Consider the following 24607-nt stretch of genomic DNA (forward strand, 5'->3'; position numbering starts at 1 on the left):
ACTCTGGCTGCGCAATCACCCGGATCGCAACAACTGATCAATAATACTTTTTACCCGGATCTCCCGTTCGGGATAACTGCCACTGATTTTGATATAAGGAAGCTGCCGCTCCTGCAAGGCCTGCTCAAACAACAGCAGCATTTCTTCTCTGCGGTGCCCCTGGTCCCTTAGCGGATCAGCCACCCAGGGGGTATCAATATCCAGTAGTAAATGGAGATCATACCGGGTACGTTTTTCCAGTTCATAGATCTCCGGCGGAACATGGTTCAGATACAGGCGGGAGTAAATGGCGGTGGTAACAGCATCGGTGTCACAAAACAGGAGCCGGCTGGCCTTTTGGGATTGTTCCTGTATATACTGATGCTGAAGCTGGCCGATGGCCACAATGTCCGCGGCAGAAAATTCGTTGGAGGCCAACAGGTCCCTGGCGGCTTCGGGCACATATACGGTATGGTAATGCCGGGCCATTTTTATGGCAAGGGTTGTTTTTCCCGTACTTTCCGGCCCGTACAAACAGATCTTTTTGATAAAATAAGGTTGAATGATCCGGGGAATAAAATCCCAGTTGGTTAATGGCCGGTTTCGTATGGCCGTAGCGGAAACCGGTACCTGGCCCCTGGCAAGGTCGAAGCAGATATGTTGTGCATTCATATGCCGGGCAAAGGGCGCACCATAGGGTTCTGAACTGATGAGTACCTGGATGGGGGGATAGACCGCTTTCATTTTTTGAGCCCATATCCGGGTCCGGTCTTCCAACGGTAAGGTTTCATCATCAAAATCGTCTTTGATAATATGTGGCTTTATTTTCGGATCTGCACTGAATTGCTCAAGGATCCATGAAAAACGAAGGGTACCGTCAATGGGATCATTATCCGAATAGCTCATGGAAACGATCAGCTCGTCGCAATGCCAGGCTGCAAATTTAATCAGTGCTATATGTCCCTTATGCAGGGGCATGAACTTTCCTATGACCAATCCGCGCGTCATGCCTGTTGTGATGAATAGGACCGGTATTCCTTTACCCAATGCAGAAAGCCCATAAGTACGATACCGGTAAACACAAGGTATTCCAGGCTGTAAAACCGGATGCCTTTCACATAGTAAAGCACCGTAGCGGTAAGATCTACCAGCATCCAGATGATCCAGCATTCGATCTTTTTCTGGATCATATAAAAGGTGGCCAGGATGCTCATTACCATAATGAAAGAGTCTGCAAAGGGGAAGGAGCTGGGGGCAGAAAAAACGGCGGGGAACCATTCATGCAGGCGTCCGGCAAAATTGCCCAGCAGGAAGGTTCCGGCTCCGGCTATCAGGATGGTGCGCGTTAGCTGTGCAGGTTTCATAAAGCTGACCTTTAGCTGCTTTTTGGTATCGGCCTCACCTGGTTTGGGGTTTGCCCAGCGCCACCAGCCCAGGAGATTGGTAATAAAGAAAAAGACCTGGAGCAGCATATCCGGGTACAAATGTACCTGGTAATACAGCCAGAAGGAAAGCAGCACGTTTATGATGCCTACCGGCCAGCTGATGATATGGGCCCGGGCCGAAAGCCAGGTGGCGGCTAGCCCGGTGAGTACGCCAAAAAATTCAAGGTAACTCATGGAGTATCCCAGCACATTAAAAAACTCGGTCTGTATGTCAAAAATATTTTTCAGCGCAATTATTTTTATTATTGTTCCTTGCCGAAGCTCAGGATCTTGCAAATAAAAGCAAGGGGTAAATGTTGCCAAGGTCCGCGGCCTTTAATGCCTGAAGATAGTGTATTCTTACATCCTGTTGGGAAGTTGTTGCCGCTCCCCAGCTAAAAACGGGCCGCCTGAAAATATGTGCTGCAATCACATCGGCCAGCAAGCGGCTGTGCCGGCCATTGCCATTGGCAAAGCAATGAATGCTTACAATACGGTGTTTGAACCGGATCGCTATTTCATCCGGTACAAATACTTGATTATGGGTCCAGAACAGGGTATCGTCCAATAGCTTTCTAAGTTCAATGCCGATCTCAAGTTTATCAACACCGATGTTTTTATTGGTCTTTCTGAATACCCCGGCCCATGCCCAGGTGTCTGAGAACATTTTCTGGTGCAAATCCTTAATAAAAGTTTCTGTAAAAAAGATTTCCCGTCTGAATGGCTGCTGCATGGTCCATTGTACGGCGTTTTCAATATTCAGCTGTTCAAATTCGTCCAGTTCTGCTTTTGTTGTAATGGTTTCAATCAGCAGTCCTTCCTTTTCATCTTCATCTAATGGTGTTTGCCCGGCGGTATAGCGGATCTTTAATCCCATAATATTTTTGGCAATTCAGTTTTAAAGATCTGTGCTTTTTCTCCAATGGCTTTTTTGATACGGGCATCTTTATTTTGCTGTCCTTCCAGTTTCATGCTTTGAGAGGTCCGCAGCACAATTTTTGTAGCGAGCTCCGTCGCCTTCCGGTCGATCAGTTGTTCCAGCGTTATATCTTTAGGAACGAATCCATATATAAGTTCCATGTCCAGCGCTCCGGCTACTTCGCGTAGGGAGTTCAGGGAAATATTCCCGTCCTTTTCGCGCTGCTCAAGCATGGCAACATTTTGTTTGCTTTTTTGCAACCGGTTGCCCAATTGTTTGAGTGACAAACCTAATGTAGTCCGGATGGCCTTTAGCCATCCCGTGGAGGGCGCCTTTATGTGTTGTAACGGACCATATAGTTGCATTTTTGCGTCCAGCTGTTGTATTTGTAGCAATCTTTTTTGCATAGAATGTCAATGTATACATTGACAAAAATACAGATAAAGTCAATATATACATTGACAAAATATAAAAAAAGTCAACTTTAAAGTTGACTTTTTTTGGCCCTTTATATTAAACTGTTTATAATCAGTTTGTTGTATGTGTCTGTTTTGTAATAGTCTCTTTTCCAAAATAAGGCACCAATACTTTGGGCAGCATGATCTTGTCGCCCTGCTGGTTGTTCTCCAGGAGGCAGGCCACAATACGGGGCAATGCCAGTGAGCTGCCATTGAGCGAGTGTACCAGTTGGGTTTTGCCGTTTTCATCTTTAAAACGGATCTTCATCCGGTTGGTCTGGTAGGCTTCGAAGTTGGAGGTAGAGCTTACTTCCAGCCACCGTTCCTGGGCCGCGCTGTATACCTCAAAGTCGTAAGTAAGTGCCGAGGTAAACGACATATCGCCGCCGCAGAGCCTCAGGATCCGGTAGGGGAGCTCCAGGCTTTGCAGTAATTTTTCTACATGGGCTACCATCGCTTCCAGGGCCTCGTAGCTCTTATCCGGATGGGTCAGCTGTACGATCTCTACTTTTTCAAACTGGTGTACCCGGTTAAGACCACGCACATCCTTTCCAAAGCTGCCGGCCTCACGGCGGAAGCAGGGAGAATAAGCCGTCATTTTTACCGGTAATTGCTCCTGTTTTAAGATCGTGTCGCGGTAAATATTGGTTACCGGAACCTCCGAGGTTGGGATGAGGTAAAAATTATCCGCGGGCATATAGTACATCTGTCCTTCTTTATCCGGCAGTTGGCCGGTGCCATAAGCTGAGGCCTCATTTACCATAAAGGGGGGCAGGTATTCGGTATATCCGGCCGCTATATTCTGATCCAGGAAATACTGCACCAGCGCCCGTTGTAACCGGGCGCCCTGGCCCTTATACAGGGGAAAGCCGCTGCCGGTTATTTTGGCGCCGGTTTCAAAATCAACCAGGTCAAATGTTTTGATCAGATCCCAGTGCGGCACGGCATCCGTTGCCAGTACCGGTTTGGTGCCGTTTTCGCGCACTACTTCGTTCTCTTCCGGGCTATTGCCCCGGGGAACCAGGGGCGAAGGCAGGTTGGGCAGCAGTACCAGTTTTTCCTGCAGTTCTTTTTCTGCCCGGGCCAGTTGTTCGCTGATGGGCTGTAATTTTTGTTTGGCGGCGGCCACTGCTGCTTTTTTTGCTTCTGCGGCTTCTTTATCGCCTTTGGCCATTAGCTGACCAATCTCTTTCGAAGCGCTGTTGACGAGGGATTGAGTGGTGTCGAACTCAAGCTGCGATCTTTTGCGCTGATCGTCCAGTGCAATGATTGCATCCACCAGCCCGGGTTCCTTAAAGTTCTTTACTGCCAGCCGCTGTTTAACGGCCTCTGTGTCCTGTCGTAATACCTGTAATTGCAACATGCTTCAAAAAAATTTTTGCAAAGATAAACCAGAAACAGGGATCAGCGATCCGCATTTAGCCCGGTAATACGGAATATCGGGCTCCCGGACACTGAACGCTGATTGCTGAACGCCCGTCTCTGAATTCCCGAATCTCAATTCTCCACCCCCGAACCAAATTATTTAATACTTTTGCGCGTTATGCAATTACAAAAGAACAGACCGGTGGCCACCTGGCTATTTATTGGCGCCGGCATGCTGATCATACAGGTTTTATTAGGCGGACTGACCCGACTTACCGGTTCCGGGCTTTCCATTACGGAATGGCAGCCGATCCTGGGTGCATTGCCTCCCATGAATGAGCAGGCCTGGAATGAAGCCTTCGATAAGTATAAGCAGATCGCACAATTCCGGTACATCCATAACCACTTTACGCTGGCGGATTTTAAGGGCATCTACTTTTGGGAATGGCTGCACCGCGACTGGGCAAGGCTGATCGGCATTGTATTCCTGATCCCCTTTATCTGGTTTGTTGTAAAGAAGAAGATCGACCGGAGTATGCTGGGCCCCATGATCATTCTCTTTTTGCTGGGTGGTCTGCAAGGTGCCATCGGCTGGATCATGGTAAGCAGCGGTGTGGGTACCGACCTGGTTTATGTGAGTCATATCCGGCTGGCAATCCATTTCCTTGCGGCGTTACTGTTGCTGTGTTACGTAGTTTGGTTTGCATTGAAACTGACGGTGAGGAAGGACCAGATCGCCTTAGACAGCGGTACACGCGGTTTTAATATCCTGCTGCTGGTTGTTATTACGCTTCAGCTTACGTACGGCGCTTTTATGGCCGGAACCCATGCCGGAAAGGCTTCCATTACCTGGCCCACTATCAACGGGAGTATGATCCCCTCGGCATCCATGCTGAATGAAGGCGGTTTTTGGAGTGATATCACACACAACCTCATTACCATACAGTTCATTCACCGGGGCCTGGCCTACCTGATCACTGTGCTGATGGTGTTTTTTACCTTGCGGCTGATAAGACTGCCTAAATCAACCTTGCTGTACAAAATGCGTTTTCTGCCTGTAAGCCTTGTGCTGGTACAGGTGGTGCTGGGCATACTGGCGCTTGTCCATTACCTCACCCCTGATAAACTGCTGCTGAGCATCCTGCATCAGCTGGTGGGTATGCTGCTGCTGGTTTGCATGGTGGTTACCCTGTTCCTCGTGAGGAAGGCGGCGGTTGTGCAGGAACGTACAGCAACAAATCCCTCTCTGAGCAAAACTTATTTATAACAGTAGCTCCTGATCTTCCGGAAATACGCAACAGATGCTTTTGAAAAAGCTGGAGGCTTTGTTTTGTCCATCTTTGCCGCCTTATTGTATAATTCCATGAAGACAAGCGGATCTCTGAAATCAGCAAGAAAATAGTTCAATAAGCCGTTTTTCTGTATGACCTCGGCCATATACCGCCCGGGCCAGTGACCTGCCAGTTTTATGTACCGGGAATGCTCCGCGAAAATGTCTTTATAGGAGATGTTAATGGTTGAATCCGAGTTCAGCGTCTGTAACAAGCGATCCCAGGCCAGGATCATTTGCCGGGCGGAATCGGTGTACCCGGTCCCGATATCCGACCATTCACTTTTTAACGGAGAACCGGAAGCGAATATGATCTTTTTATCAATAAGGTCAGCTACGCCTTCTTCCGTAATAAGGACGAATACATTTAATAGTATCAGCCTGTTATCATGAGGATTGAGATCTTGTTTGATTTTTTCATAGAAGGGGTTATAGGCCAGTGCATGATAGGACTCATGAGCGCTTAACACCCCCAAAGCAAACCGGTCAATTTTATAAGAAAGTAAAACATCATTCACGATGACCGCGGGGCCGGCTGTAGCATCTTCGGCTCCATAAACCACATAGTATTGCAGTCCCAATGCGGAGTCATTACGGGCAGTTTCCGGGATCAGGGGGAACAGGTATTTTTTAACCGCCTGCGCAATATTGGCGGACTTCAGATATGCAACATGTTTTTTTAACTCCTGCAGGTGTTGCCGGTATTGCTGGTGATAAGCCAAAGCATCCGGATCCACAGCAGCAGGCACATTCTTGTTATATGCCTTCAGCATGGCCGCTTTAAACACCGAAGTGTCCAGGGTACCGCGCTCAACAGGGATCTTATTTGCTTTACAGGTAAAGAACCCCGTCCAGAGCGTATCCGGGGGTATTTTACCAGCTGTCAGCAGGTCTGCTATTTCAAAATACCGGTCAATAGCATTGAAGTTCTTCTGGTCCGGGCTGGCTTTAGTGCTGTTTTGCGCCCGGCAAGCCGGAAAGCATAAAAAAAGCAAAGCTGCTGCTGCCAGGGATCGATATATCACAGGTGAAAAAGTTTACGGCACAAGATAAGGAATAGCCTATTGCCGGGCAAAACCCTGGCATCCGCGCAGTTTCACCGGTTACCGATACGTCCACGCAGCTCGATCAATGACAGGATCCTGTGCTTTTTTGCCTGTATTGTATACAAACAGGCGGGTACCCGGTTATTTACCGCCTACGAGTTCCTGCTGCAAGGCTTTCAGTTCTTCCCATTTTTCTGCGGCAGCCAGCTTTGCCTGTTTGGGCCAGCTTTTGGGGTCGTGCATAGCAAATTTGCTGCCTGCTGCGTCCAGAACGCCTTTTAATTTTTTAATGGTCGCTTTGGAAAGATCCCTGAAGTTCTGAATGCCCTCCTGCTCCAGTAATTTGGTAATGGCGGGGCCGATCCCTTCGATCTTGGTAAGATCGTCTTTTACCACTTCTGCTACTTTCTTTACAGCTTTGGATACTGTTTTGGCGGCCTTGTCTGCAGTGGCCCTGGTCTTTGTTTTTTTCTCAGCAACCAGCAGCTCTTCTTCAACGGTGATCACGGAGTTGTCGATCCCAAAGTGTTGTTTGTGCACATAACCCTGGGCTGCCCAGTCATTGACCCAGCGCCCGTCATTCAGTAAAAAGCGATATTCATAGGTTTGGCCCGGCTCCAGCTTTACTTTTGCCTTCAGGGTTCCGTCCTTGTGTGGTTTCAGGGCGATTGCCTTGTCTATATCCCAGTTATTAAAGTCTCCCAGTAAAACAGCTGAGATGGCTGTTCCGAGTGCCTCGCCCGGGAGCGAGAATACGACATCTTTCATATTCAATAAAATTTATATAAAGCGCAAAATTAAAGGATTTCAGGCGTTTTTTTTCCCTGAATTTACATTTCCTGCTAAGATTATGAGTCTTATAGGGTTATATTTAGGTTAAGCGTATTATCTTTAAAACCGATTTGGTAACGGATTAAAATTTAATATGAAAAGAATCGCACTTTTAGGAATGCTGCTGGTAACAGTAACTGCCGTTTGGGCTGCCAAGCCGAAGGTCCTGGTTTTTTATAAAACAGCCGGCTTTTATCATCAATCAATAGAGGCGGGACTGCCGGCCATATACCGGCTGGGTGTGGAACATGGATTTACGGTAGACAGCACAAAAGACTCCGGCGCCTTTACGGATGCCAATCTCAAAAAATATGCAGCTATCGTTTTTCTGAGCACGACCGGCACTTTGTTTGATGAAGCGCAGCAAAAGGCGCTGCAGAACTATGTGCATAAAGGCGGGGGCATTGTGGGTATCCATGCAGCTACGGATGCAGAGTACGACTGGCCCTGGTACAACCGGATGATGGGGGCCTGGTTCCTCAGTCATCCTCAACAGCAGACAGCTACCCTGGATGTGGTCGACCGGGGTCATATCAGTACAAAGCATCTTCCGGCGCAATGGGTGCGGAAAGATGAGTGGTACAATTTCAAAAATATCAGCAAGGATGTAAAAGTGCTTATTACGATCGACGAAAAGAGCTATGAGGGAGGGAAGAACGGTGCATTGCATCCAATGGCCTGGTATCACCAGTTTGAAGGCGGCCGTGTTTTTTATACGGAACTGGGGCATGTAAACGAGTCCTATACCGACCCCTTATTCCTGAAGCATATCCTGGGAGGGATCCGGTATGCGCTTGGAAAGAAATAGAACCGGAACGGTTCCTGTGATTTTACACCTGTTATTTAAGATAAACCCCGATGTTTACGAATCTGATCAACAACCTGGAAGGTTATCTTCATTTTGAGGAAGATGATCTGGCGTTCCTGATCCCCCTTATGGAAATAAGAACCGTAAAGAAAGGTGAAACGGTGATGCGTGTGGGTGAAGTTGCTAACTACGTTTATTATATCGATAAAGGGTTGATCCGTTTTTATCACGAAGCGGAGGGCAAGGAGCATACCTACAGGATCTTCCGTGAAAATATGTGGGCGAGCGACTACGCCGCATTTCTTACCCGTTCCAAATCGGGTATGAACATCGGAGCCCTGGAAGATACGGTATTGATCCAGCTGCATTACGATCATATGCAAAAGGGCTATGAGCGGGCAAAGGCCTTTGAGCGTTTTGGCCGTAAAATGGCGGAGTCTCTTTTCCTGGCTACGGTTCAGCGAACGGTAGATATTATGGTAAAATCGCCGGAGATCCGTTACCGGGAGTTATTGGAGAATGATGCGGAAATGATCAACAGGGTGCCGCTGAAATACATTGCCTCCATGCTGGGTATTGAACCCGAAAGCCTCAGCCGTATCCGGAAACGGACGGCGCGCCTTCCGGTGAAGGAGTCGTAGTGGCTGCCGGCACTTATCCCGGAAGCGCTGCTTCCAGTTGCCGGCGGATATGATGCAGCGTTGTTTCCTGTTTCTTGGGTAAGAATATGGTTAGCACTCCCTCATTGAACCGGGTGTTGACGCAGGTGGTATCTACCAGGCCGTTCAGGTGCAGGCTGCGTTCAAAACTGTTCACCGGAAATTCCTGCTTGAGAAATTCGGCAAAGACATCTTCTTCATCACTGCAACCGGCAATAATAAGGGTATCATTGACGATGCGTGTTTGGATATTGTTTTCCGGAAATCCGGCCACATATGCTGTTAACCGGTAGCAATCGTCCCGTTCTTCGATATTGATGGGAACATTATTTTTGGGCCTTCGGTATTCCTGTGTGTACATAAAAAGGGTTTATCAATTTGAATTGTTCGGGCCATCCTGCCCGGTAAATGTTATTGTTCTCCGGGAAAACGCCGCCATTGCCCGCAGCGCTGCTTCCATGCTTCCCTGAACTCCTTTCGTTCTTCCTCGCTCATATTCCTGAACTTTTGGCGGAGCCGGTCTGAGGGCCCCTGGTGATGACGGGGGCCGCCATGTCCGAAACCGAAGATGATCTTTGAAAGGACCAGCAACCCTACTGCCTGCCAGTAGGTGATCTGTTTTGTTCCCAGCAGGTCGGGCAATACCGCGTTCCATAAGAGCATTACGATACACCCAAACAGCAGAATAGCCAAAAAGCCCAGCAACACAAATAAAAAAACGCGGGGCCGCCTGCCTCTTTTTTTATAGTTCATAATCCTGTTATTTAATAGTTCATTAATTCATCATACAAATACTGCAGCCGGCTGCGCAGATGCAGCACTGCATACCGCTTCCGGCTGATGATCGTTTTGAGGTTTTCCCCGGCCTGGTCTGCAATTTCCTGCAGGGTCTTTTCTTCCAGCTCATTGAGGATAAAAACGTCCCGCTGGTTTGCAGGCAATTCCTCCAGGGCTGCAAAAAGTTCTTCCCAAAACAGCTTTTTGATGTCGGCCAGTTCCGGGTCATTATCAAGGGTGAAAAACAGTTCCCTGAACTGCATTTCGCCCTCTTCATTCTCATACTGGTAATCATCAATCAGGTTGTCTTTTTTCTTCCGGTACCTGTCGGTGATCTTGTTGCGGGCTACCTTAAACAGCCATCCGCTCACCTGCCCGATGGTTTGGGTAGCCGTGGCATTGGCGTATTGGTACCATACATCCTGCAAAATATCCTCAGCGTCTGCATCCGTTTTTACATTTTTACGGATAAAACCGAAGAGGCGCTTACCGTAATCCTTTACGGTCTGAACAACATTTTGTTTTCTTTCTTCTGCCAATATTGCCAGTTTTTGCTCCTGCATCAGAAAGATAAGACGAACGACCGGATAAATTACTTTAAACCGGGGCCGCATTTTTTGATTTTTTAGTTGTCTTTGGCCCCTGGCAGTAAAAAACAGCGATTTTTTTTTTGTAAATGATCCAAATCGGGCATTTTTGGGGTAGCTGGTTATGCGTGGTAAATTTTAATACAGTTGTAATGAATCAAAGTGATTGTTTTCAGATCGGGAAAGAAATTCCCTGGGAAGATGCAGGGCCGGGTGTGCGGCGGCAGGTTTATGGTTATGGCGACCAGCTGATGCTGGTTAAGGCAAGGTTTGAGAAAGGAGCGGAAGGCGTTCCGCATCAGCATCCGCATGCCCAGGCAACCTATGTGGCAGAGGGCTCTTTTGAAATGACCATCGGTAATGAAAAAAGGATCGTGACGGCCGGCGATGGTTTTTATGTTGCGCCGCAGGTATGGCACGGGTGTGTTTGCCTGGAAGCCGGTATGCTGGTTGATGCATTCAGTCCCTGCCGGGTAGATTTTCTTTAAACAGCCTGGTGAGGCCGGGGCTATTTTCTGAGCAGGGTCTGCCGGATCTGCTCTTTCTTTTGCCGGGAGATGGGGAGCTGCACATCGTTTTCCAGCAGCAGGCTGCCCCCGTCCTCTTTGAGGATACTTTTGATAAAATAACGGTTCACCAGGTAGGAGTTATGGCAGCGGATAAAGCCATAGTCTTCCAGCAGCTCATCGTACTCATAAAGTGGTTTGGCAATGACGAGCTTTTCCCCCGCTGTTAAATAAAAGATCGTGTAATTGTTTTTGGCTTCGCAATAAATAATATCTGCAGGGCTTACAAAGCGGATCTCCTTTGCAGAGGGCAGCGCTATTTTATGATCTTTCCGGCTGCTTTTCTGTTGCAGCAGCAGCAACAGGTTTTCCAGCTGGCTGTTCCTGTGTCTGGCGGCTGTTTTTGAAACGGCTTTATCAACGGCGGCTTTGAGCTCTGCCACAACAATGGGTTTCAGCAGGTAGTCGATGGCCGAAAATTTCACGGCCTGGATGCCGTATTTGTCAAAGCCGGTTACAAAAATCACCTCAAATCCCGGGGATGGCAGGGATTGCAATAACTCAAACCCGTTTTTGCCGGGCATCTGAATATCCAGGAATACCAGGTCCGGCTGATGCTGTAAAATAGCCTCCCGGCCTTCATCGGCATTCATAGCCGTGGCAATGATCTGTACGTTGCTGCAATGCTCCTGTAACAGCAGTTCCAGGTTGCGGATATTGTTGGGCTCGTCGTCAATGATAATGGTTTTCATAAACTGAAATTAAAAGGTATCAGGCCCAGTTCCTGAATTTGAGGCAGACTTTTGTTTCGTTTTTTTGATCGGTGGCAAAAGAAAGTTCAACCTGGTAACCGTTTCGCCGGAGCAGGCCGATCCGTTCTTTAACCAGCTTTGTTCCCAGCCCGGTATACAGCTGTGCGGGTGCAAACCCCGGGCCATTGTCGATGATTGCTATTAGCAGATCGCTTTCCTGTTGCTGTACCCGTATTTCAAGCAGTCCTTTTTCGCGCAGGGAAGAAAGGCCGTGTTTGATGGCGTTTTCCACCAGCGGCTGCATGAGGAGCGTGGGAACGGGGATGGTATCTGGTGCTATTCCCCTGCCGATGGTGCATTGATACCGGAAGCCAAAGCGCAGCTGCTCCAGGGCGATGTAGCTGTTCAGCACCTGCAGCTCGCGGGAAAGCGGTATCATTTCGTTTTCGTTATTACTGAGCGAACTGCGCAGCAGCGCACTGAACTCGGTGAGGTAATGATCGGCTTTCTGCTTTTCGTTATTATGCATCAGGTACTGGACAGAGCCCAGCGCATTGAACATAAAATGCGGGTTCAGCTGGCTTTGGATGGCCTGCAGCTCCAGCCGGGTCTTTTGGGCTTTTTGCTGGGCGGCACGGAGGCGCCTTCTGTTAATAAAGAGAAATCCGACGCCGGAAACAACAATGCCTGATAATACCCACCAGATCGGGGAATCCCGCATCCGGGGAAGCACTTCAATTTCGTAAGTAAAAACCGGAGCCTCATCCACCGGGTACTTTACCTGGAGCAAATGTTTTCCGGGCTTGAGGTCCTCCAATAAAATGGATGGGGTTGATGCTAACGGTGTAAGACTCCAACCGGAGGTACTATCTATGCGATAGAACAGGTTATCCATATAATTCCACCGGTAATAATCAAGAAAATGCTTAAATACAAGAACGAGCTGCTGGCCTTTTTTGATCGTAGCTTTTTGATGATCCAGTCTTAAACTGTCGTATTTGGGGTACCAGTTGAAACTGGGGTCTTCCCGTTTTTTATTGATGACCAGGGTATCGGTGGCAGCTCCTTCCAGTTGGGGCTGTGGAAATTGGAATAAGAGTTTAAATGTGATTGCATTTTTATTTTCTTTCTTATCCCATATGAACAGTTCTGACCCATAGAGGAAAGGATTGTATGCATATAATTTGAAAGCAGCTGTTTGGCGGCCTGTTTTGATGATAAGACTGTCGTAATCCCCACCCATAGCGTCGGGGGCGTTCAGTCCCCCGGTCATTTTGCCATACCAGCCCGGCCCGTAACGGTCGTTCTCCCTGTATGCAAAGAGTACTTCTTTTGAGGGGGTGTTAATGTAAATCTCGTACAGGCTGTCGTTGATCTTCCTGCAGGTGTTTTCCAGTTCCCGGCCATTGGCAAACTCTTCATATCCCAGGCTTTTGTTGCTTGTTTTTTTATGGAGAAGAAAAAGATTGATGTCTTTAAATTTTATGGAGTCTTTTAACAGCCTGTCCAGGTCCTTTGCGTCCGCAATTTTATTTTTGTATTTTTTTAAACCGTTGGAATTGGATGATAAAAACCCGGCCTTTGTTTCTACCGCTCCCCTGAACTCCTGTGCGTAGGATGGGCTGTAAAGAAGCAGGCAGTATAGCAAAAGAATCAGGGATAAACGCATCATGCTGCTGGTATTGTTGTTGACCCAAAAATATTCGATTAACAATAGAAAGTTGCTTCTTATTTTATTAATCCGGATAGCTTTTTTTCCAGTGCCGCTTTATGGTTAGCGTTGTAACCATCAAATATCTCAATGATAATGCCGTTTCTGTCAATTAAAAAAGATTTGGGGATGGCCCTTATTTTGTATTTAGCCGCCTCTTCGCTATAAAAGCCTTTTAAATCGGAAATGTTCGTCCAGCTGATACGGTCTTTTTGAGCCGCTTCTTTCCAGTATTCAAAGTCCGTATCAATCGAAAAGCTAACGATCTCGAAGCCCTTGTCCTTATACCGGTTATATAAATCTGCAAGTTGTTGATTATTGCCCCTACAGGGCCCGCACCAGGCTGCCCAAAAATCGAGCAGGATTATCTTGTTTTTTAGATCGGATAACCGGGTCTCCTTACCACTTAGCGTTTTACCTTTTATGTCAGCGAATGCCGCTCCCACTTTTAATTGATCTGTTGCTAAATACTGTGTAATTATTTTGCCGTATTTGGTTTGCTGAAGGCCGGGAGGAAATTTGTTAAATAGTAGCTGAAGGCTATCTTTTGTCAGATCATTCCTGAGGAAGAATAATTCTTTAATGGTAATTAGGGAGGGCGTCAATGTTGCAATGGTATGCAGACGTATGGCTAAAATTTCCTTATCTATTTCCTTTATGCTTGTTTCAAATGCCGTTGATTTTGAATTATCCTGCAGAAGCTGATCCATTAGCTTGTCTCTTACATTATACAGACCAGATGTTTTGCTGTTCACCGCCATGAAAATGTCATTCAGCGGTGATCTTTCAAATTGCAAATCACTGAATCGGTCTTTACTTCCCCTGAAGTCGATAACCTGGTTGCTTACCCATAGAGTGGTGTAAATAAAATCCTTGCTCTCTTTCGGATCGAGGTAGAGTCGGAATGTAGCAGGCTCCGAAACGCGCCCGTTGAATTTTAAAGTTCCGTTCTTTAAAAAAGCAGAATCTTTTTGGGTGCTTAAATCGAGGTTTAATAAATAAAACTTTGAACCTTCCGGAAAGCCGGTGAGGGTTGCTTTAATGGTGAACCCCTTTTGCGCAAAAAGGCTGTTTGCTGTAAATACGATAAGTAGGAAAAATGCTTTTGCCATTGCGGTCCTGTTTTTTTACAAAACTGGCCAGTTTGAAAGATGTGTTTCCTGCTAAATGTGTATTTGGTAGGGTAAACTGTGTCAATGTTCCACTTGGGGAGTTGCTATTCTCCCATTGCGGCTCCTTCTTTCCATTCATGCATTAATCTGCGGTGGCCCCGATGCATCCGGGCTTACGAATGGATGATTTCCTGGAATGTAACAAACGGATATTGTTGGGCTCGTCGTCAATGATAATGGTTTTCATAAACTGAAATTAAAGGGTATCAGGCCCAGTTCCTGAATTTGAGGCAGACTTTTGTTTCGTTTTTTTGATCGGTGGCAAAAGAAAGTTCAACCTGGTAACCGTTTCGCCGGAGCAGGCCGATCCGTTCTTTAACCAGCTTTGTTCCCAGCCCGGTATACAGCTGTGCGGGTGCAAACCCCGGGCCATTGTCGGTGATTGCTATTAGCAGATCACTTTCCTGTTGCTGTACCCGTATTTCAAGCAGCCCTTTTTCGCGCAGGGAAGAAAGGCCGTGTTTGATGGCGTTTTCCACCAGCGGCTGCATGAGGAGCGTGGGAACGGGGATGGTATCTGGTGCTATTTCCCTGCCGATGGTGCATTGATACCGGAAGCCAAAGCGTAGCTGCTCCAGGGCGATGTAGCTGTTCAGCACCTGCAGCTCGCGGGAAAGCGGTATCATTTCGTTTTCGTTATTACTGAGCGAACTGCGCAGCAGCGCACTGAACTCGGTGAGGTAATGATCGGCTTTCTGCTTTTCGTTATTATGCATCAGGTATTGGACAGAGCCCAGCGCATTGAACATAAAATGCGGGTTCAGCTGGCTTTGGATGGCCTGCAGCTCCAGCCGGGTCTTTTGGGCTTTTTGCTGGGCGGCTTTTATCCGTATCCTGTAAATGGTGTAAAAGAGAAGTGCAGACAGTACTACACTGCCCAAAGCCCACCATAAGATGGAGTGCTTTACAGGGGGCAGGATCTCTAGTTCAAATTTCAGGAGTTTCGCTTTTTCGGCTGAGTACTTTACGTACAGCAGATACTTCCCCGGCTGCAGATCTTCAAGGAGTAGGGAGGGCGTGTAGGACAGGGCGGTGCTGCTCCAGTCGCTGTTATTTATTTTATATTCCAGTTGATCCAGCTTCTCTGACCGGGCGTTCCTTAAAAAATGTTCAAATAAGATCAGCACATGGCTTTTGTCCGTTGTAAAGAAGGGGGAAATCGAAACTTTATCTGCTGGTACGGATGGGCTGAAATTGTGCCCTGCATTTTTTTTCTTTTTTGCGATCAAAGCCGTGTCAGTAGTAATTAAGATCGGAATTGGCTCAGGAAAGGTATAGCTAAAACGGAATTGAGCCAGCCTCTTTTTACTCCGGTTGTCAAATAGACTGTAACTGGTAAAATAGGGGTCAAAGGATAAGGAACGATCGGCGAAGGAATTTGCCTGGTCATAAGGCCGCCAGCTGATCGTTGCCGGATTGGGGTCCTGGTTGTTAGACACTTCAAAGCTGTAGCCGGCTTCAAAGGAGTTAACCAGAATGATTTTTTTTGATATATCATTTACATCGATTTGATAGGTGGTGGCATTGAGCTTTTTGATGCCGTTTCTTAATGATGTGTCTGTAAAGCCGTCATAGTATTGCTCCCGTGCCTGCAAGGGCTTTTGTATAAGAAATATATTGAAAAGCGTGGGAAACGGGGAACCCTCCACGGCTTTTATCATTTTTGTTGAATCAAAGAAGGGTATGGGTCCAAGATCAACCACTGGCAGTGCCTTTTGCGCCTGGCAGAGAAGTCCGGATGACAGGAATATAAAGCATACGATGAGGCTACAGGGTTTCATTTAAGCAGGTCATTTTCTTTGAAAAAAGCACTAAGACTGTCTATTGAAATGTCTTTGGCTATGATAATATTATTTTTGCCGATCAGCACATTGGCAGGCAGGGCCTGGATGTTGTATTTTTTCTCTATCCCGCTATCGGGTACTATATTAGGATAGCTGAGTTGAAACCGGTTGATGGTTGCTTCCAGATCCTTTTCCGGGCTATCGACCCCAACACCTATGAATTGAATTTTTGATGTGTCGGCTAATTGATAGCAGGCTTGAATGGCGGGCAGCTGTGCAAGGCATGGTTTGCACCAGGTGGCCCAAAAGTCGATAAAAAGATACTTTCCGCGCATGTCGGCTATGTTCATCAAATGATTGTTCACAACCTTGTTCCCTCTGAACGATGGTGCCTGGTAGCCGATTTGATCGGAATATATAGGATCATTTTCTGGTATTTTTTTTAACCGGATATGCTGTGTCAGGATATCTACTCCCAGGAACTGGTATGGTTGGCTTTTTATCACTAGGAATTGGCCCTGTTGCAGGATCTGGTCTAACGGGGTTTTATCGGTTGCCGAACGGTTTGCTCCAAAGACCAGGTCGCTGTTCACGTAGGACAGGCTCATGAAATACCGGGGGCTTATGTAAAAATGATAGCCGTTCCAGACAGCGCTGCCGAATTGTGAGAAATTGAACATGATGGTTCCTGCAGCATTCATCGACACCAGAACACGGGCTTTTTCCGTAATAGTGTTTTTGCCATTGTATCTTTCGAATGTTATGGGAATGGTTGCGCGTTCCATCATCCGCGTGTCTTTAAGACTACCCGGGCCTGCCGGTGTGAAGGTGGTGTCATCGCTGAAATCATCATTATGGTTTTGGTCAATGACGACTTCTGTTCTGCCTGTTTTTTTATTGATGCCGGCGGCGATATTTAAAAAACAGTTTATACCCTTTTCTGTAAGCCTTTCTTTGGCTGCCTTTTCTGCCCAGTTGTATGACTGTGTACCAGGCTGCGCTTCTTTGGTCCCGGCCGTAAATAGGTTTTGATACTGATATTGATGTGGGATAATTGTAATAACCTTCAATTGAACGCTGTCGAGGTTTGAAGGAACTCCTTTTAAAGGCGGCTTGTTACCGGGGCTTTTATCTGCACTTATGGTGCTGATCGTTCTGTAAAAGGGCCCGTAGCCGTCTTGCAGGGTAAAAGGAATCCGTATTTCCTGTGCGGGACCTTTGTACCCCAGGAGCAGCACAGTGCATGAAAAGATGAATTTTTTCATTGGGCGAAGGTTTGGGTAATTGTCTTTTGAAATAACAAAAGTACCCGGCAGGGGCAAACCGGAACGCTGATACTGTGTATTTGACAACCCTCTATGTGTAAACGGGCATCATTCCCCCATCACATCCCCCTCTTTCCACTCATGCTTCCACCTGCGGTGGCTCCAGAGCCACATATCCGGGTTTTTGCGGATGGTGGCTTCCAGGAAGGCAACAAAGCGCTGCGTAAGCTGTGCTTCGGTACTGTTGTTCTTTGGATTTTCCTCAGCAAGCGTGAATGTTACATGATAATACCCTCTTTTTTTTCGCTCAATAGCAGCAAAAAGCACCACGGCATTGTTGGTGACGGCGCTTTTGGCCGGACCAATCGTAAAAGCTGTTTTCCGGTTAAAGAAAGTGAACCATTTTGCTTTGTGCAGGCGGCCGGGGCTCTGGTCGGCCACCAGCCCCAGGCAATACATGCTGTGACGATAAGGAATGAATTCCCGGGTAAGATTGCCGGCACTTAACAGGACCGCCCCGCTGCGGGAGCGCAGTTTTTTAAAGACCCGGTTCAGGGGTTTACTGCTGATGGGCATGTATACACCCAAAAAAGTATGTTTGATCTTTCGTACCACCTGCACATTGCCCCACTCCCAGTTGAAGGTATGCCCGAGGTGAAGCTGTACGCTGCGGCCTTCATCATAATAGCGGTTGATCATCTCCCAGTTGCCGGTGAAGCGTTTTTCAAAAAAGAGATCCGGGGCAGAAAGCAGCTTAACGGTTTCTACAAACGAATCGATGAATTTATGATAAAAATCCTTGGCAATGCGTTCCCGTTCTTCCATTGTTTTCTCCGGAAAGGCGATGGCCAGGTTGTTCATCACTACTTTTTTGCGGTAACCGATGAGGTAGTACACTACTGCATAGAAAAAATCAGACAGCAGGTATAGCACCGGCAGTGGAAGCAGGGAGCATAAATATAAAAAACCGTAAACAATATAATACACGGCAATATGTTTAAAATTTAATGTTCGGCGGACCGCATAACCTCAAACATTAAATGTAGAACCTTGAACTTTTTAATTACAGCACTACGTTCTGAACCAGCGCGCTCTTTTCCGGGTAGTCGGTATTGTAATTAAGCCCGCGGCTTTCTTTACGGAAGATGGCGCCTTTTACGATCAGGTAACCGATGGTGATCAGGTTGCGCAGCTCCAGCAATTGCGGAGATACCTTGCTGGACCGGTACAGCTGCTCCGTTTCCTCCCATAAAAGGTCCAGGCGTTTGGAGGCCCGCTCCAGGCGTATGTTATTGCGTACAATGCCTACGTAGTCGGACATCACCTGCCGCAGTTCCTTCAGGCTTTGGGTAATAAGGATCATTTCCCTGGGCTGCATGGTGCCTTTGGCGTTCCATTCGGGAATCGCTCCTTTATAATGGTGCTCATTCAGCTCACCACTTAAGGCCTTTTTGGACACCTGCTCAAAACAGCGGTGCGCAAATACCATGGCTTCCAGTAGCGAATTGCTGGCCAGGCGGTTGGCTCCGTGCAAACCGGTGCTGCTGCATTCACCTACGGCATACAGGTTCCGTATGGATGTTTGCCCCCATGCATCTACTTTAATACCCCCGCAGCTGTAATGGGCGGCCGGAGCCACCGGTATCATATGTTGTGTGATATCGATGCCAATGCTTTTACACTTTTCATAAATATTGGGAAAATGTTCCAGGAATTTTTCCAGCTCAAAATGCCGGCAATCCAGCCAGACGTGCTCCGTACCGGTACGTTTCATTTCGCTGTCGATGGCGCGCGCTACAATATCACGGGGAGCCAGGTCTTTGCGTGCATCGTATCTTTCCATGAATGCTTCCCCGTCCTTATTGCGCAGGATGCCGCCATCGCCGCGTACCGCTTCGGTAATTAAAAAAGCCTGGCCGGTGAGCCCGGCTTCAAAAAGGGCGGTAGGATGAAACTGTATGAATTCCATATTTTCAATACGGCCTTTGGCCCGGTATACCATGGCCACTCCATCACCGGTTGCAATCCCGGGATTGGTGGTGGTACGGTACACCTGTCCATTGCCCCCGGAAGCGAGGTAGGTGCTGCCGGACAGTATGGTTTCTATTTCATTGGTGCGCAGGTTGAGCACGTATACGCCATAGCATTCAATATCCGGCGTAGCTTTGGTAACCAGGTAGCCCAGGTGGTGCTGGGTGATAAGATCGATGACAAAACAATGTTTGATCAGCTCAATATTGGGGCAGGTAGCTACGGCTTCCAGCAGGGCCCGCTCCATTTCCCACCCGGTAACATCTTTATGATGCAGGATGCGGAACTCACTGTGCCCGCCCTCTTTTCCGCGTTTATAATCGCCATCAGCTTCCTTATCAAAATTAGTGCCCAGGGCAATCATTTCGTCGATACGGTCCGGCCCCTCGGTAACCACGATCTCCACGATCTTTTTACTGCAAAGACCATCGCCGGCAATGAGCGTGTCTTCTATATGTTTTTCAAAGCTGTCGTGCTCCGGATCATTTACCACGGCCACTCCCCCCTGCGCGTATTTGGTATTGGTTTCGTCCGCCGCCGCCTTGGTCAGTACCAGTATTTTTTTTTCCGGGAACCGGTGTGCCATTTTATAAGCGTAGGTAAGCCCTGCAATACCAGTCCCTATTACCAGAAAATCTACCTGCTGCATGTATTTTATTTAAACAGTAAAAATAGGATTTATTTGGGTTTTGGAGTAAGCCATAGCAGGCAGCGGGGGAAATCCGTGTTCTCCATCTATGTTTTTTGATGGCCGCAGAACGAAACAACTCCGTGTTGCCGGGCTCTGCGCAGTACAGGTCCGCCGGATAGGGATACCTGGAATGGGGCAGGGTACGATGATTTGCAACGCTCCGGCAAAAGAATTAATTTTAATCATGTGTAAATGTGTCCCGGGGGGAGGAAGGAATGGCGGGTTCAGGCCCTTTAAGCTGTTTAATGTTTGGAAAAGTATACCATTGAAGCGTTGATCCGCTTTGTTGCGGAGCATACCGGGTGTCTGCCTGGCGATTATTTGGTATACCTGTGCCTGACTCCCGGGCTGAATAATGGGCAGATGGTTGCCTTCCGGAAGCGGATTCCCTTATCTTCGTCGCTAAAAGGTACTTATAAAAGGAATGGAAATGGACAGAATACGTAAAACGATTATTGCATTGATGCTCTTATGGCTGCCGTTTGCTGTAACGGCGCAACCCTCAAAAGTAAAGCATGTGATCCTGATCGGGTGCGACGGATTTGGCGCCTATGCGCTGCCGCAGGCGGAAATGCCCCAGTTGAAAAGGCTGATGCAGGAAGGGGCCTGGTCCTTAACTGCCCGCTCGGTATTGCCTTCTTCCAGTGCGGTGAACTGGGCTTCATTATTGATGGGTGCCGGTCCCACCGTACATGGTTACACAGAATGGAATAGTGCAGTACCTGAGATCCCGTCTGCAGATACCAGCCGGTTTGGCTTATTCCCTTCTGTATTTTCATTGTTGAAGGAACAACGGCCGGAGGCGGTGTCGGCATTAATCTACAGCTGGCAGGGCATTGGCCCGCTGCTGGAAAAAGCTGCAACCACTATACGGGTAGCCGGCAAGGATAATGATGATTTTTGTGTGGACACGGCTGTGGCGATCATTAAATCGGTAAAACCGGTGCTTACCTTTGTGCACCTCGATGAGCCGGATGGGGTAGGACATAATATCGGCCACCGTACACCGGAATATTATAAAGAACTGCAAAAAGTAGATGCCCGTATCGGCAGGATCGTGAAAGCGGTGGAAGACGCCGGTATTGCCAATGAATCGGTGATCCTTGTAACGGCAGATCATGGAGGCAAGGGAAAAGGGCACGGCGGAAAATCACTGGATGAAGTACAGATCCCCTGGGTGGTATATGGCCGGGGTGTGCAAAAGGGACGTGCATTAACGCAGCCTGTCATTACGTATGATACAGCGGCTACGATCGCCTGGCTGTTGCGATTGAAGATGCCCGAAAGCTGGCGGGGCATGCCGGTGAAAGAAGCTTTCCGGTAACCGTTACCGGATCTGTTTTTTAAGCCGCTGCCTGTATTCGTCGATGACGGCAGCCTTATTCTTTTTTATTTTCTTCCCCAGCTCCCTGCGCGGACAAAGATCGTTATACCGGGCTCCCCAATCCATCAGTTCAATGATGATGGGCAGCAGGTCGGCACCTTTTTGTGTAAGATGGTATATGAATTTCGACCGGTTTTCAGGCGCTACTTCTTTTGAAAGGATCTCTGCCTCCTCCAGCAGCGCAAGGCGGCTGGTAAGGATATTGGTGGCGATCTTTTCCTCCGATTTCAAAAACTCGCTATACGAACATTTACCGCGCAACATCACATCGCGGATGATCAAAAGCGACCATTTGTCGCCAAAAATATCCAGCGAACAGCTGATGGGACAGTTGGATCTTTGCCTGCTCATTTTTTTTAAGTGCTTGCAATTTGCAATAACTTTGTTACTTTAGTACTTGCAAAATGCAAGGACAAAGATACGGATTGCCTAAAACTTAAAAATAACAGATCATGGAAAATGCAGCTACCACAACAGCACTTCTGGAACATTACTACAGCGGCTTTGCGCAAAAGGAGGGATGGGAAACCGTGCTTGCGGAGGATTTTATATTCACCGGAGGTGATATGACCCACCCGGAGCCGCTTACAGGTAAAGCCGCTTACCGTCAGGTCATCGACCGGTTCTCCCGGGTATTTACCACTATGCGGGTTAAGGAAATGATCGTAGATGGGGATAAGGCCTGTGTAATTGGCACCTACGATTACGCATTTCCCAACGGGGTAAAGACAACCGGCAATGTAGCAGAGATCTGGGAAGCGCGGAATGGGAAATTGCAGGCCCTTACGATATTTTTCGACACACTGACGTTTCAGAGGAACACCCCTGCCTAAACCCTGTTCGTATGGCATATAGCGAATCCCTTGCACAGCGTATGCGGCAGGCGCTGTCGGCGCTGCCCGGTGTTACCGAAAAGAAGATGTTTGGCGGACTGGCTTTTATGGTCAACGGGAAAATGTGTCTTACCGCTGGTCCCGGCAGGATCATGTGCCGGGTGAATCCCGAAGCACATGATACTCTTACTGCCAGGGATGGGTGTGAAACGGTGGTTATGGGGGGACGCGTTTACAGGGGATATGTTCATGTAAACGAGGATCAGCTACAAACCCCGGAAGCGCTTGCTTACTGGGTTAACCTGGCCCTGGAATTTAACAGCGTAATAACGGGAACCGGCAAAGCAAAGGAATGACTAAAATATCCTGATATGCTTTAACAGGATTGTTACATCGTTCCGGTCTTCGGGAGCTGTTTTTGTGGTAGTAGCACATATGTAGACCTTGCTAACGCAGGTGCCGATTGGGTAGATGAGGAAGTGGTGGTGGATGCCGGCCTGGTCACCAGCCGCACACCCAAAGATCTGCCTTCGTTTAACAAAAAATGGTGGAGGGGATCATGGAAGGCATGCCTGCCGGGTAAATTATTTTGCGTGCGAATGCGCGCCCGGTGCGGGTTGTATTTTAAAATCAATTACCCGGCAACGCCCGGATATCGCTGATATGGATGCCGGTGAAGCAATCGTCCTGGCAGCCCTTTGGTACAAAACCACAGGAGGAAATCATACCACGGTTCTGCACTTCAAAGTAGATCATATTTTTATCCCGGTTTACCTTTAACCACTCGCTCCCTGCCTTTGTATATACCTGGTCCAATGTAAGGGCAGGCTCATAATTATGGTGCGTGTTTAAGCTGGCGGCATCCTCTGTCCAGGATGTTTGAGGAGCTGGTTGGTGCGCCCCGGCATTCAACTCATAGCCTTTATATTCCTGTTGTACAACCTGCCCTTTTTTTACGATGACCGTATACTCCGACCGGCTGCCGGTCCAGGAGGTGAAGGTCTTTGTATATTGATAATGGTTGTTACTGCTGTCTCTGAACCCGATCCAGGTCCGGTAACTTTGTTGATAATCGTTTTCTAATGCGGTCTTTTTACAAGACAGGCAGGCAGTGAGCAGGGTGGCAATAAACAGGAGCTGATATTTCATAAGACTGTTTTTTAAGAGTCGTCTTATTCCTCAAAACGTAAAAGGAATGAAAAGCGCAACAGGGTGGTATGGGGTTGGTCTTTTTTGTGTAGAGCAGGCCTCGCCGGGAGATGAAATATTGCGCAACTCCTGTGATGCTTAAGAGAGCGGGAAACGCAAATGCAGTATCTTCCATCAAAATTGCGTCATGAACCCTGATATCACCGCTTATAACAAGACCCAGACAAAAACGGATGAGGCGATCTGTAATTTGCTGGCACAGGAAATCAACATCCATCTTCCACAGGCGGAAAATAAGATCTGGCACCGCCACCCGGTGTGGTTCCTTGATGGGAATCCTGTTGTGGGGTATAGTAAACTGAAGGATAGTGTCCGTTTATTGTTTTGGAGCGGTCAGTCGTTCGGGGAACCGGGCCTGTTGCCAGAGGGCAGCTTTAAAGCCGCAGAAGCCCGCTACATTCATGAAAGCGAGGTGAACAAAAAGGACCTGAAGCGATGGCTTAAGAAAGCGGCGCGCATCCAATGGGATTATAAAAATATTGTAAAGCGCAGGGGTGTGCTGGAAAGATTAAAATGATACAGGGGCTGAGGCGGGAGCGACCGTGCCCGTATGAGAAAGCGCCTTTCCCCTGGCGTTGGAGCGCGTCAAAAATGTTTTGGAATACGGTCAGGCATGAAGAACCCCCTGGTGGATACACCTATCTGTTAAAAAAAAACGGTAGGGGCGGATGGACCTATGCCGGGATACAGGAAAAAACAAAAGAGGAGGCCGGTGATCCTGCAGCACTGGTCTTATATAAAAATGACACACTGTTAAGGATCCCTTCCGGATGAGCCAAATGTTACCCGGCTCCTGCAAATTCCCGCGGCCGTTGATGAACCGGGTTTATACACCTAACACAGCGGCGGCAGGGGTGGAGCGGATCTTTTAGTAGCTAACCGGTTGATTCCGGGCCCTGCCTTCCAGTGCTGTTGATGCGCCGGCGGGAAACGTTATCGTTTTCCCAAAAAAACACCTACGATTTTTTAATACGAATTTTGTCGTATATTTTCGCCCGGCACTTTCTTCATTTTATACCATTGTTTTGCCGTTTGGTCACAGGGTGTAAACAGAGGTTGTGTTTTTCAATAACCTTGCTTAAAAGA

Annotated in this window: 30 protein-coding genes; 11 read left to right on the top strand and 19 right to left on the bottom strand. The window is 47.8% G+C overall.

The features are described from left to right. Positions 1 to 15: 15 nt before the first annotated feature. The 5 genes from BLS44_RS07140 to serS all read right to left on the bottom strand — a co-directional run bounded on the left by BLS44_RS07140 (position 16) and on the right by serS (position 4143). Positions 16 to 987 (bottom strand): AAA family ATPase, encoded by a 972-nt coding sequence (locus tag BLS44_RS07140; protein ID WP_090389368.1) that lies wholly within the window; start codon positions 985 to 987, stop codon positions 16 to 18. After that, the gene (gene pnuC / locus BLS44_RS07145; RefSeq protein WP_090389612.1) at positions 984 to 1598 is read right to left on the bottom strand and encodes a nicotinamide riboside transporter PnuC; all 615 of its coding nucleotides are present in this window, start codon (positions 1596 to 1598) and stop codon (positions 984 to 986) included. The genes BLS44_RS07140 and pnuC overlap by 4 nt, the downstream gene beginning before the upstream one ends. An 88-nt stretch (positions 1599 to 1686) precedes the next feature. Next, positions 1687 to 2280: a mobile mystery protein B gene (locus tag BLS44_RS07150; protein ID WP_090389369.1), complete on the bottom strand. Its 594-nt coding sequence runs from the start codon at positions 2278 to 2280 to the stop codon at positions 1687 to 1689. Beyond that, complete coding sequence (locus BLS44_RS07155) at positions 2271 to 2729, bottom strand: mobile mystery protein A (RefSeq protein WP_090389370.1); 459 nt, start codon at positions 2727 to 2729, stop codon at positions 2271 to 2273. The genes BLS44_RS07150 and BLS44_RS07155 overlap by 10 nt, the downstream gene beginning before the upstream one ends. A 121-nt stretch (positions 2730 to 2850) precedes the next feature. Next, positions 2851 to 4143 (bottom strand): serine--tRNA ligase, encoded by a 1293-nt coding sequence (gene serS / locus BLS44_RS07160; RefSeq protein ID WP_090389371.1) that lies wholly within the window; start codon positions 4141 to 4143, stop codon positions 2851 to 2853. Between the two features lie 180 nt (positions 4144 to 4323). On the opposite strand from serS, the gene BLS44_RS07165 reads away from it, so the two are divergent. Continuing rightward, complete coding sequence (locus tag BLS44_RS07165) at positions 4324 to 5412, top strand: COX15/CtaA family protein (RefSeq protein ID WP_090389372.1); 1089 nt, start codon at positions 4324 to 4326, stop codon at positions 5410 to 5412. Here the strand turns inward: BLS44_RS07165 and BLS44_RS07170 are convergent. Further along, positions 5403 to 6500: a DUF5700 domain-containing putative Zn-dependent protease gene (locus BLS44_RS07170; protein WP_143019691.1), complete on the bottom strand. Its 1098-nt coding sequence runs from the start codon at positions 6498 to 6500 to the stop codon at positions 5403 to 5405. The two genes, BLS44_RS07165 and BLS44_RS07170, sit on opposite strands and share 10 nt — an antisense overlap. 162 nt (positions 6501 to 6662) lie before the next feature. Then, positions 6663 to 7289: a DUF4332 domain-containing protein gene (locus tag BLS44_RS07175; RefSeq protein WP_090389374.1), complete on the bottom strand. Its 627-nt coding sequence runs from the start codon at positions 7287 to 7289 to the stop codon at positions 6663 to 6665. A 157-nt stretch (positions 7290 to 7446) separates the two neighbouring features. Between BLS44_RS07175 and BLS44_RS07180 the strand changes: the two genes are divergently transcribed. Together BLS44_RS07180 and BLS44_RS07185 are read left to right on the top strand one after the other, a co-directional pair. Next, positions 7447 to 8160, top strand: coding sequence for a ThuA domain-containing protein (locus BLS44_RS07180; RefSeq protein WP_090389375.1), 714 nt, complete (start codon positions 7447 to 7449; stop codon positions 8158 to 8160). Between the two features lie 50 nt (positions 8161 to 8210). Further along, positions 8211 to 8801, top strand: coding sequence for a Crp/Fnr family transcriptional regulator (locus tag BLS44_RS07185; RefSeq protein ID WP_090389376.1), 591 nt, complete (start codon positions 8211 to 8213; stop codon positions 8799 to 8801). Between the two features lie 13 nt (positions 8802 to 8814). Here BLS44_RS07185 and BLS44_RS07190 read toward each other — a convergent pair whose 3' ends face one another. The 3 genes from BLS44_RS07190 to BLS44_RS07200 are packed head-to-tail and all read right to left on the bottom strand — an operon-like array spanning position 8815 to position 10210. Then, on the bottom strand, positions 8815 to 9180 hold the full coding sequence (locus tag BLS44_RS07190; protein ID WP_090389377.1) for an Hsp20/alpha crystallin family protein: 366 nt from the start codon (positions 9178 to 9180) through the stop codon (positions 8815 to 8817). 50 nt (positions 9181 to 9230) lie between these two features. Next, positions 9231 to 9572 carry a hypothetical protein gene (locus BLS44_RS07195; RefSeq protein WP_090389378.1) on the bottom strand — a complete coding sequence of 114 codons (342 nt, stop codon included), beginning with the start codon at positions 9570 to 9572 and terminating at the stop codon, positions 9231 to 9233. Positions 9573 to 9583: 11 nt separating this feature from the next. Further along, positions 9584 to 10210: an RNA polymerase sigma factor gene (locus BLS44_RS07200; RefSeq protein ID WP_245729132.1), complete on the bottom strand. Its 627-nt coding sequence runs from the start codon at positions 10208 to 10210 to the stop codon at positions 9584 to 9586. 125 nt (positions 10211 to 10335) lie between these two features. Here BLS44_RS07200 and BLS44_RS07205 point away from each other — a divergent pair, with 125 nt between their 5' ends. After that, positions 10336 to 10671 carry a cupin domain-containing protein gene (locus BLS44_RS07205; RefSeq protein ID WP_090389614.1) on the top strand — a complete coding sequence of 112 codons (336 nt, stop codon included), beginning with the start codon at positions 10336 to 10338 and terminating at the stop codon, positions 10669 to 10671. A gap of 20 nt (positions 10672 to 10691) precedes the next feature. Here the strand turns inward: BLS44_RS07205 and BLS44_RS07210 are convergent, their stop codons facing one another. The 7 genes from BLS44_RS07210 to nadB form a co-directional block, all read right to left on the bottom strand. Beyond that, the gene (locus BLS44_RS07210; RefSeq protein WP_090389379.1) at positions 10692 to 11441 is read right to left on the bottom strand and encodes a LytR/AlgR family response regulator transcription factor; all 750 of its coding nucleotides are present in this window, start codon (positions 11439 to 11441) and stop codon (positions 10692 to 10694) included. 19 nt (positions 11442 to 11460) lie between these two features. Next, positions 11461 to 13113: a sensor histidine kinase gene (locus BLS44_RS07215; RefSeq protein WP_090389380.1), complete on the bottom strand. Its 1653-nt coding sequence runs from the start codon at positions 13111 to 13113 to the stop codon at positions 11461 to 11463. A gap of 56 nt (positions 13114 to 13169) precedes the next feature. Beyond that, a complete protein-coding gene (locus BLS44_RS07220; RefSeq protein WP_090389381.1) occupies positions 13170 to 14264 on the bottom strand; it encodes a TlpA disulfide reductase family protein in 1095 nt (364 codons plus the stop codon). A gap of 266 nt (positions 14265 to 14530) precedes the next feature. Next, a complete protein-coding gene (locus BLS44_RS07225) occupies positions 14531 to 16105 on the bottom strand; it encodes a sensor histidine kinase (RefSeq protein ID WP_090389382.1) in 1575 nt (524 codons plus the stop codon). Beyond that, positions 16102 to 17373 carry a TlpA family protein disulfide reductase gene (locus BLS44_RS07230; protein WP_090389383.1) on the bottom strand — a complete coding sequence of 424 codons (1272 nt, stop codon included), beginning with the start codon at positions 17371 to 17373 and terminating at the stop codon, positions 16102 to 16104. The genes BLS44_RS07225 and BLS44_RS07230 overlap by 4 nt, the downstream gene beginning before the upstream one ends. Positions 17374 to 17481: 108 nt before the next feature. After that, positions 17482 to 18360: a lysophospholipid acyltransferase family protein gene (locus BLS44_RS07235; protein ID WP_090389384.1), complete on the bottom strand. Its 879-nt coding sequence runs from the start codon at positions 18358 to 18360 to the stop codon at positions 17482 to 17484. Positions 18361 to 18436: 76 nt separating this feature from the next. Next, entirely contained in the window at positions 18437 to 20053 is a 1617-nt protein-coding gene (gene nadB / locus BLS44_RS07240; RefSeq protein ID WP_090389385.1) for an L-aspartate oxidase, read from the bottom strand. Positions 20054 to 20344: 291 nt separating this feature from the next. Here nadB and BLS44_RS26475 point away from each other — a divergent pair, with 291 nt between their 5' ends. Both BLS44_RS26475 and BLS44_RS07250 read left to right on the top strand, forming a co-directional pair. After that, a complete protein-coding gene (locus tag BLS44_RS26475) occupies positions 20345 to 20542 on the top strand; it encodes a hypothetical protein (RefSeq protein ID WP_090389386.1) in 198 nt (65 codons plus the stop codon). Next, positions 20526 to 21419, top strand: coding sequence for an alkaline phosphatase family protein (locus BLS44_RS07250; protein WP_245729133.1), 894 nt, complete (start codon positions 20526 to 20528; stop codon positions 21417 to 21419). The genes BLS44_RS26475 and BLS44_RS07250 overlap by 17 nt, the downstream gene beginning before the upstream one ends. Before the next feature lie 3 nt (positions 21420 to 21422). On the opposite strand, the gene BLS44_RS07255 is transcribed toward BLS44_RS07250, so the two are convergent. Further along, positions 21423 to 21830 (bottom strand): winged helix-turn-helix transcriptional regulator, encoded by a 408-nt coding sequence (locus tag BLS44_RS07255; RefSeq protein ID WP_090389387.1) that lies wholly within the window; start codon positions 21828 to 21830, stop codon positions 21423 to 21425. A 101-nt stretch (positions 21831 to 21931) separates the two neighbouring features. Between BLS44_RS07255 and BLS44_RS07260 the strand changes: the two genes are divergently transcribed. From BLS44_RS07260 to BLS44_RS27065, 3 genes are all read left to right on the top strand, one after another. Further along, positions 21932 to 22312 carry a nuclear transport factor 2 family protein gene (locus tag BLS44_RS07260; protein WP_245729134.1) on the top strand — a complete coding sequence of 127 codons (381 nt, stop codon included), beginning with the start codon at positions 21932 to 21934 and terminating at the stop codon, positions 22310 to 22312. An 11-nt stretch (positions 22313 to 22323) separates the two neighbouring features. Continuing rightward, positions 22324 to 22668 carry a TfoX/Sxy family protein gene (locus BLS44_RS07265; protein ID WP_090389389.1) on the top strand — a complete coding sequence of 115 codons (345 nt, stop codon included), beginning with the start codon at positions 22324 to 22326 and terminating at the stop codon, positions 22666 to 22668. A 129-nt stretch (positions 22669 to 22797) separates the two neighbouring features. Beyond that, a complete protein-coding gene (locus tag BLS44_RS27065; RefSeq protein WP_394332465.1) occupies positions 22798 to 22974 on the top strand; it encodes a hypothetical protein in 177 nt (58 codons plus the stop codon). Here the strand turns inward: BLS44_RS27065 and BLS44_RS07275 are convergent. Beyond that, positions 22943 to 23461, bottom strand: coding sequence for a hypothetical protein (locus BLS44_RS07275; protein ID WP_090389390.1), 519 nt, complete (start codon positions 23459 to 23461; stop codon positions 22943 to 22945). The genes BLS44_RS27065 and BLS44_RS07275 overlap by 32 nt on opposite strands. 187 nt (positions 23462 to 23648) lie before the next feature. Between BLS44_RS07275 and BLS44_RS07280 the strand changes: the two genes are divergently transcribed. Both BLS44_RS07280 and BLS44_RS07285 read left to right on the top strand, forming a co-directional pair. Then, the gene (locus BLS44_RS07280) at positions 23649 to 24038 is read left to right on the top strand and encodes a DUF1801 domain-containing protein (RefSeq protein WP_090389391.1); all 390 of its coding nucleotides are present in this window, start codon (positions 23649 to 23651) and stop codon (positions 24036 to 24038) included. Positions 24039 to 24112: 74 nt separating this feature from the next. Further along, positions 24113 to 24295 carry a hypothetical protein gene (locus tag BLS44_RS07285; RefSeq protein ID WP_090389392.1) on the top strand — a complete coding sequence of 61 codons (183 nt, stop codon included), beginning with the start codon at positions 24113 to 24115 and terminating at the stop codon, positions 24293 to 24295. The last annotated feature ends 312 nt before the right edge of the window (positions 24296 to 24607 follow it).

The sequence above is a fragment of the Niabella drilacis genome (genome assembly GCF_900101395.1).
Lineage (GTDB): Bacteria > Bacteroidota > Bacteroidia > Chitinophagales > Chitinophagaceae > Niabella > Niabella drilacis.

Bases quoted from the DNA above. Each gene is read 5' to 3' on its own strand.
- BLS44_RS07255 (WP_090389387.1), bottom strand. From the start codon at position 21,830: ATGAGCAGGCAAAGATCCAACTGTCCCATCAGCTGTTCGCTGGATATT.
- BLS44_RS07210 (WP_090389379.1), bottom strand. From the start codon at position 11,441: ATGAAAACCATTATCATTGACGACGAGCCCAACAATATCCGCAACCTG.
- BLS44_RS07140 (WP_090389368.1), bottom strand. From the start codon at position 987: ATGACGCGCGGATTGGTCATAGGAAAGTTCATGCCCCTGCATAAGGGA.
- BLS44_RS07205 (WP_090389614.1), top strand. From the start codon at position 10,336: ATGAATCAAAGTGATTGTTTTCAGATCGGGAAAGAAATTCCCTGGGAA.
- BLS44_RS07185 (WP_090389376.1), top strand. From the start codon at position 8,211: ATGTTTACGAATCTGATCAACAACCTGGAAGGTTATCTTCATTTTGAG.
- BLS44_RS07220 (WP_090389381.1), bottom strand. From the start codon at position 14,264: ATGGCAAAAGCATTTTTCCTACTTATCGTATTTACAGCAAACAGCCTT.
- BLS44_RS07250 (WP_245729133.1), top strand. From the start codon at position 20,526: ATGGACAGAATACGTAAAACGATTATTGCATTGATGCTCTTATGGCTG.
- BLS44_RS07225 (WP_090389382.1), bottom strand. From the start codon at position 16,105: ATGAAACCCTGTAGCCTCATCGTATGCTTTATATTCCTGTCATCCGGA.
- BLS44_RS07260 (WP_245729134.1), top strand. From the start codon at position 21,932: ATGGAAAATGCAGCTACCACAACAGCACTTCTGGAACATTACTACAGC.
- BLS44_RS07190 (WP_090389377.1), bottom strand. From the start codon at position 9,180: ATGTACACACAGGAATACCGAAGGCCCAAAAATAATGTTCCCATCAAT.
- BLS44_RS07180 (WP_090389375.1), top strand. From the start codon at position 7,447: ATGAAAAGAATCGCACTTTTAGGAATGCTGCTGGTAACAGTAACTGCC.
- nadB (WP_090389385.1), bottom strand. From the start codon at position 20,053: ATGCAGCAGGTAGATTTTCTGGTAATAGGGACTGGTATTGCAGGGCTT.
- BLS44_RS07275 (WP_090389390.1), bottom strand. From the start codon at position 23,461: ATGAAATATCAGCTCCTGTTTATTGCCACCCTGCTCACTGCCTGCCTG.
- BLS44_RS07285 (WP_090389392.1), top strand. From the start codon at position 24,113: ATGTTTTGGAATACGGTCAGGCATGAAGAACCCCCTGGTGGATACACC.
- pnuC (WP_090389612.1), bottom strand. From the start codon at position 1,598: ATGAGTTACCTTGAATTTTTTGGCGTACTCACCGGGCTAGCCGCCACC.
- BLS44_RS07165 (WP_090389372.1), top strand. From the start codon at position 4,324: ATGCAATTACAAAAGAACAGACCGGTGGCCACCTGGCTATTTATTGGC.
- BLS44_RS07175 (WP_090389374.1), bottom strand. From the start codon at position 7,289: ATGAAAGATGTCGTATTCTCGCTCCCGGGCGAGGCACTCGGAACAGCC.
- BLS44_RS07215 (WP_090389380.1), bottom strand. From the start codon at position 13,113: ATGATGCGTTTATCCCTGATTCTTTTGCTATACTGCCTGCTTCTTTAC.
- BLS44_RS07200 (WP_245729132.1), bottom strand. From the start codon at position 10,210: ATGCGGCCCCGGTTTAAAGTAATTTATCCGGTCGTTCGTCTTATCTTT.
- BLS44_RS07195 (WP_090389378.1), bottom strand. From the start codon at position 9,572: ATGAACTATAAAAAAAGAGGCAGGCGGCCCCGCGTTTTTTTATTTGTG.
- BLS44_RS07230 (WP_090389383.1), bottom strand. From the start codon at position 17,373: ATGAAAAAATTCATCTTTTCATGCACTGTGCTGCTCCTGGGGTACAAA.
- BLS44_RS07280 (WP_090389391.1), top strand. From the start codon at position 23,649: ATGAACCCTGATATCACCGCTTATAACAAGACCCAGACAAAAACGGAT.
- BLS44_RS07150 (WP_090389369.1), bottom strand. From the start codon at position 2,280: ATGGGATTAAAGATCCGCTATACCGCCGGGCAAACACCATTAGATGAA.
- serS (WP_090389371.1), bottom strand. From the start codon at position 4,143: ATGTTGCAATTACAGGTATTACGACAGGACACAGAGGCCGTTAAACAG.
- BLS44_RS07155 (WP_090389370.1), bottom strand. From the start codon at position 2,729: ATGCAAAAAAGATTGCTACAAATACAACAGCTGGACGCAAAAATGCAA.
- BLS44_RS07265 (WP_090389389.1), top strand. From the start codon at position 22,324: ATGGCATATAGCGAATCCCTTGCACAGCGTATGCGGCAGGCGCTGTCG.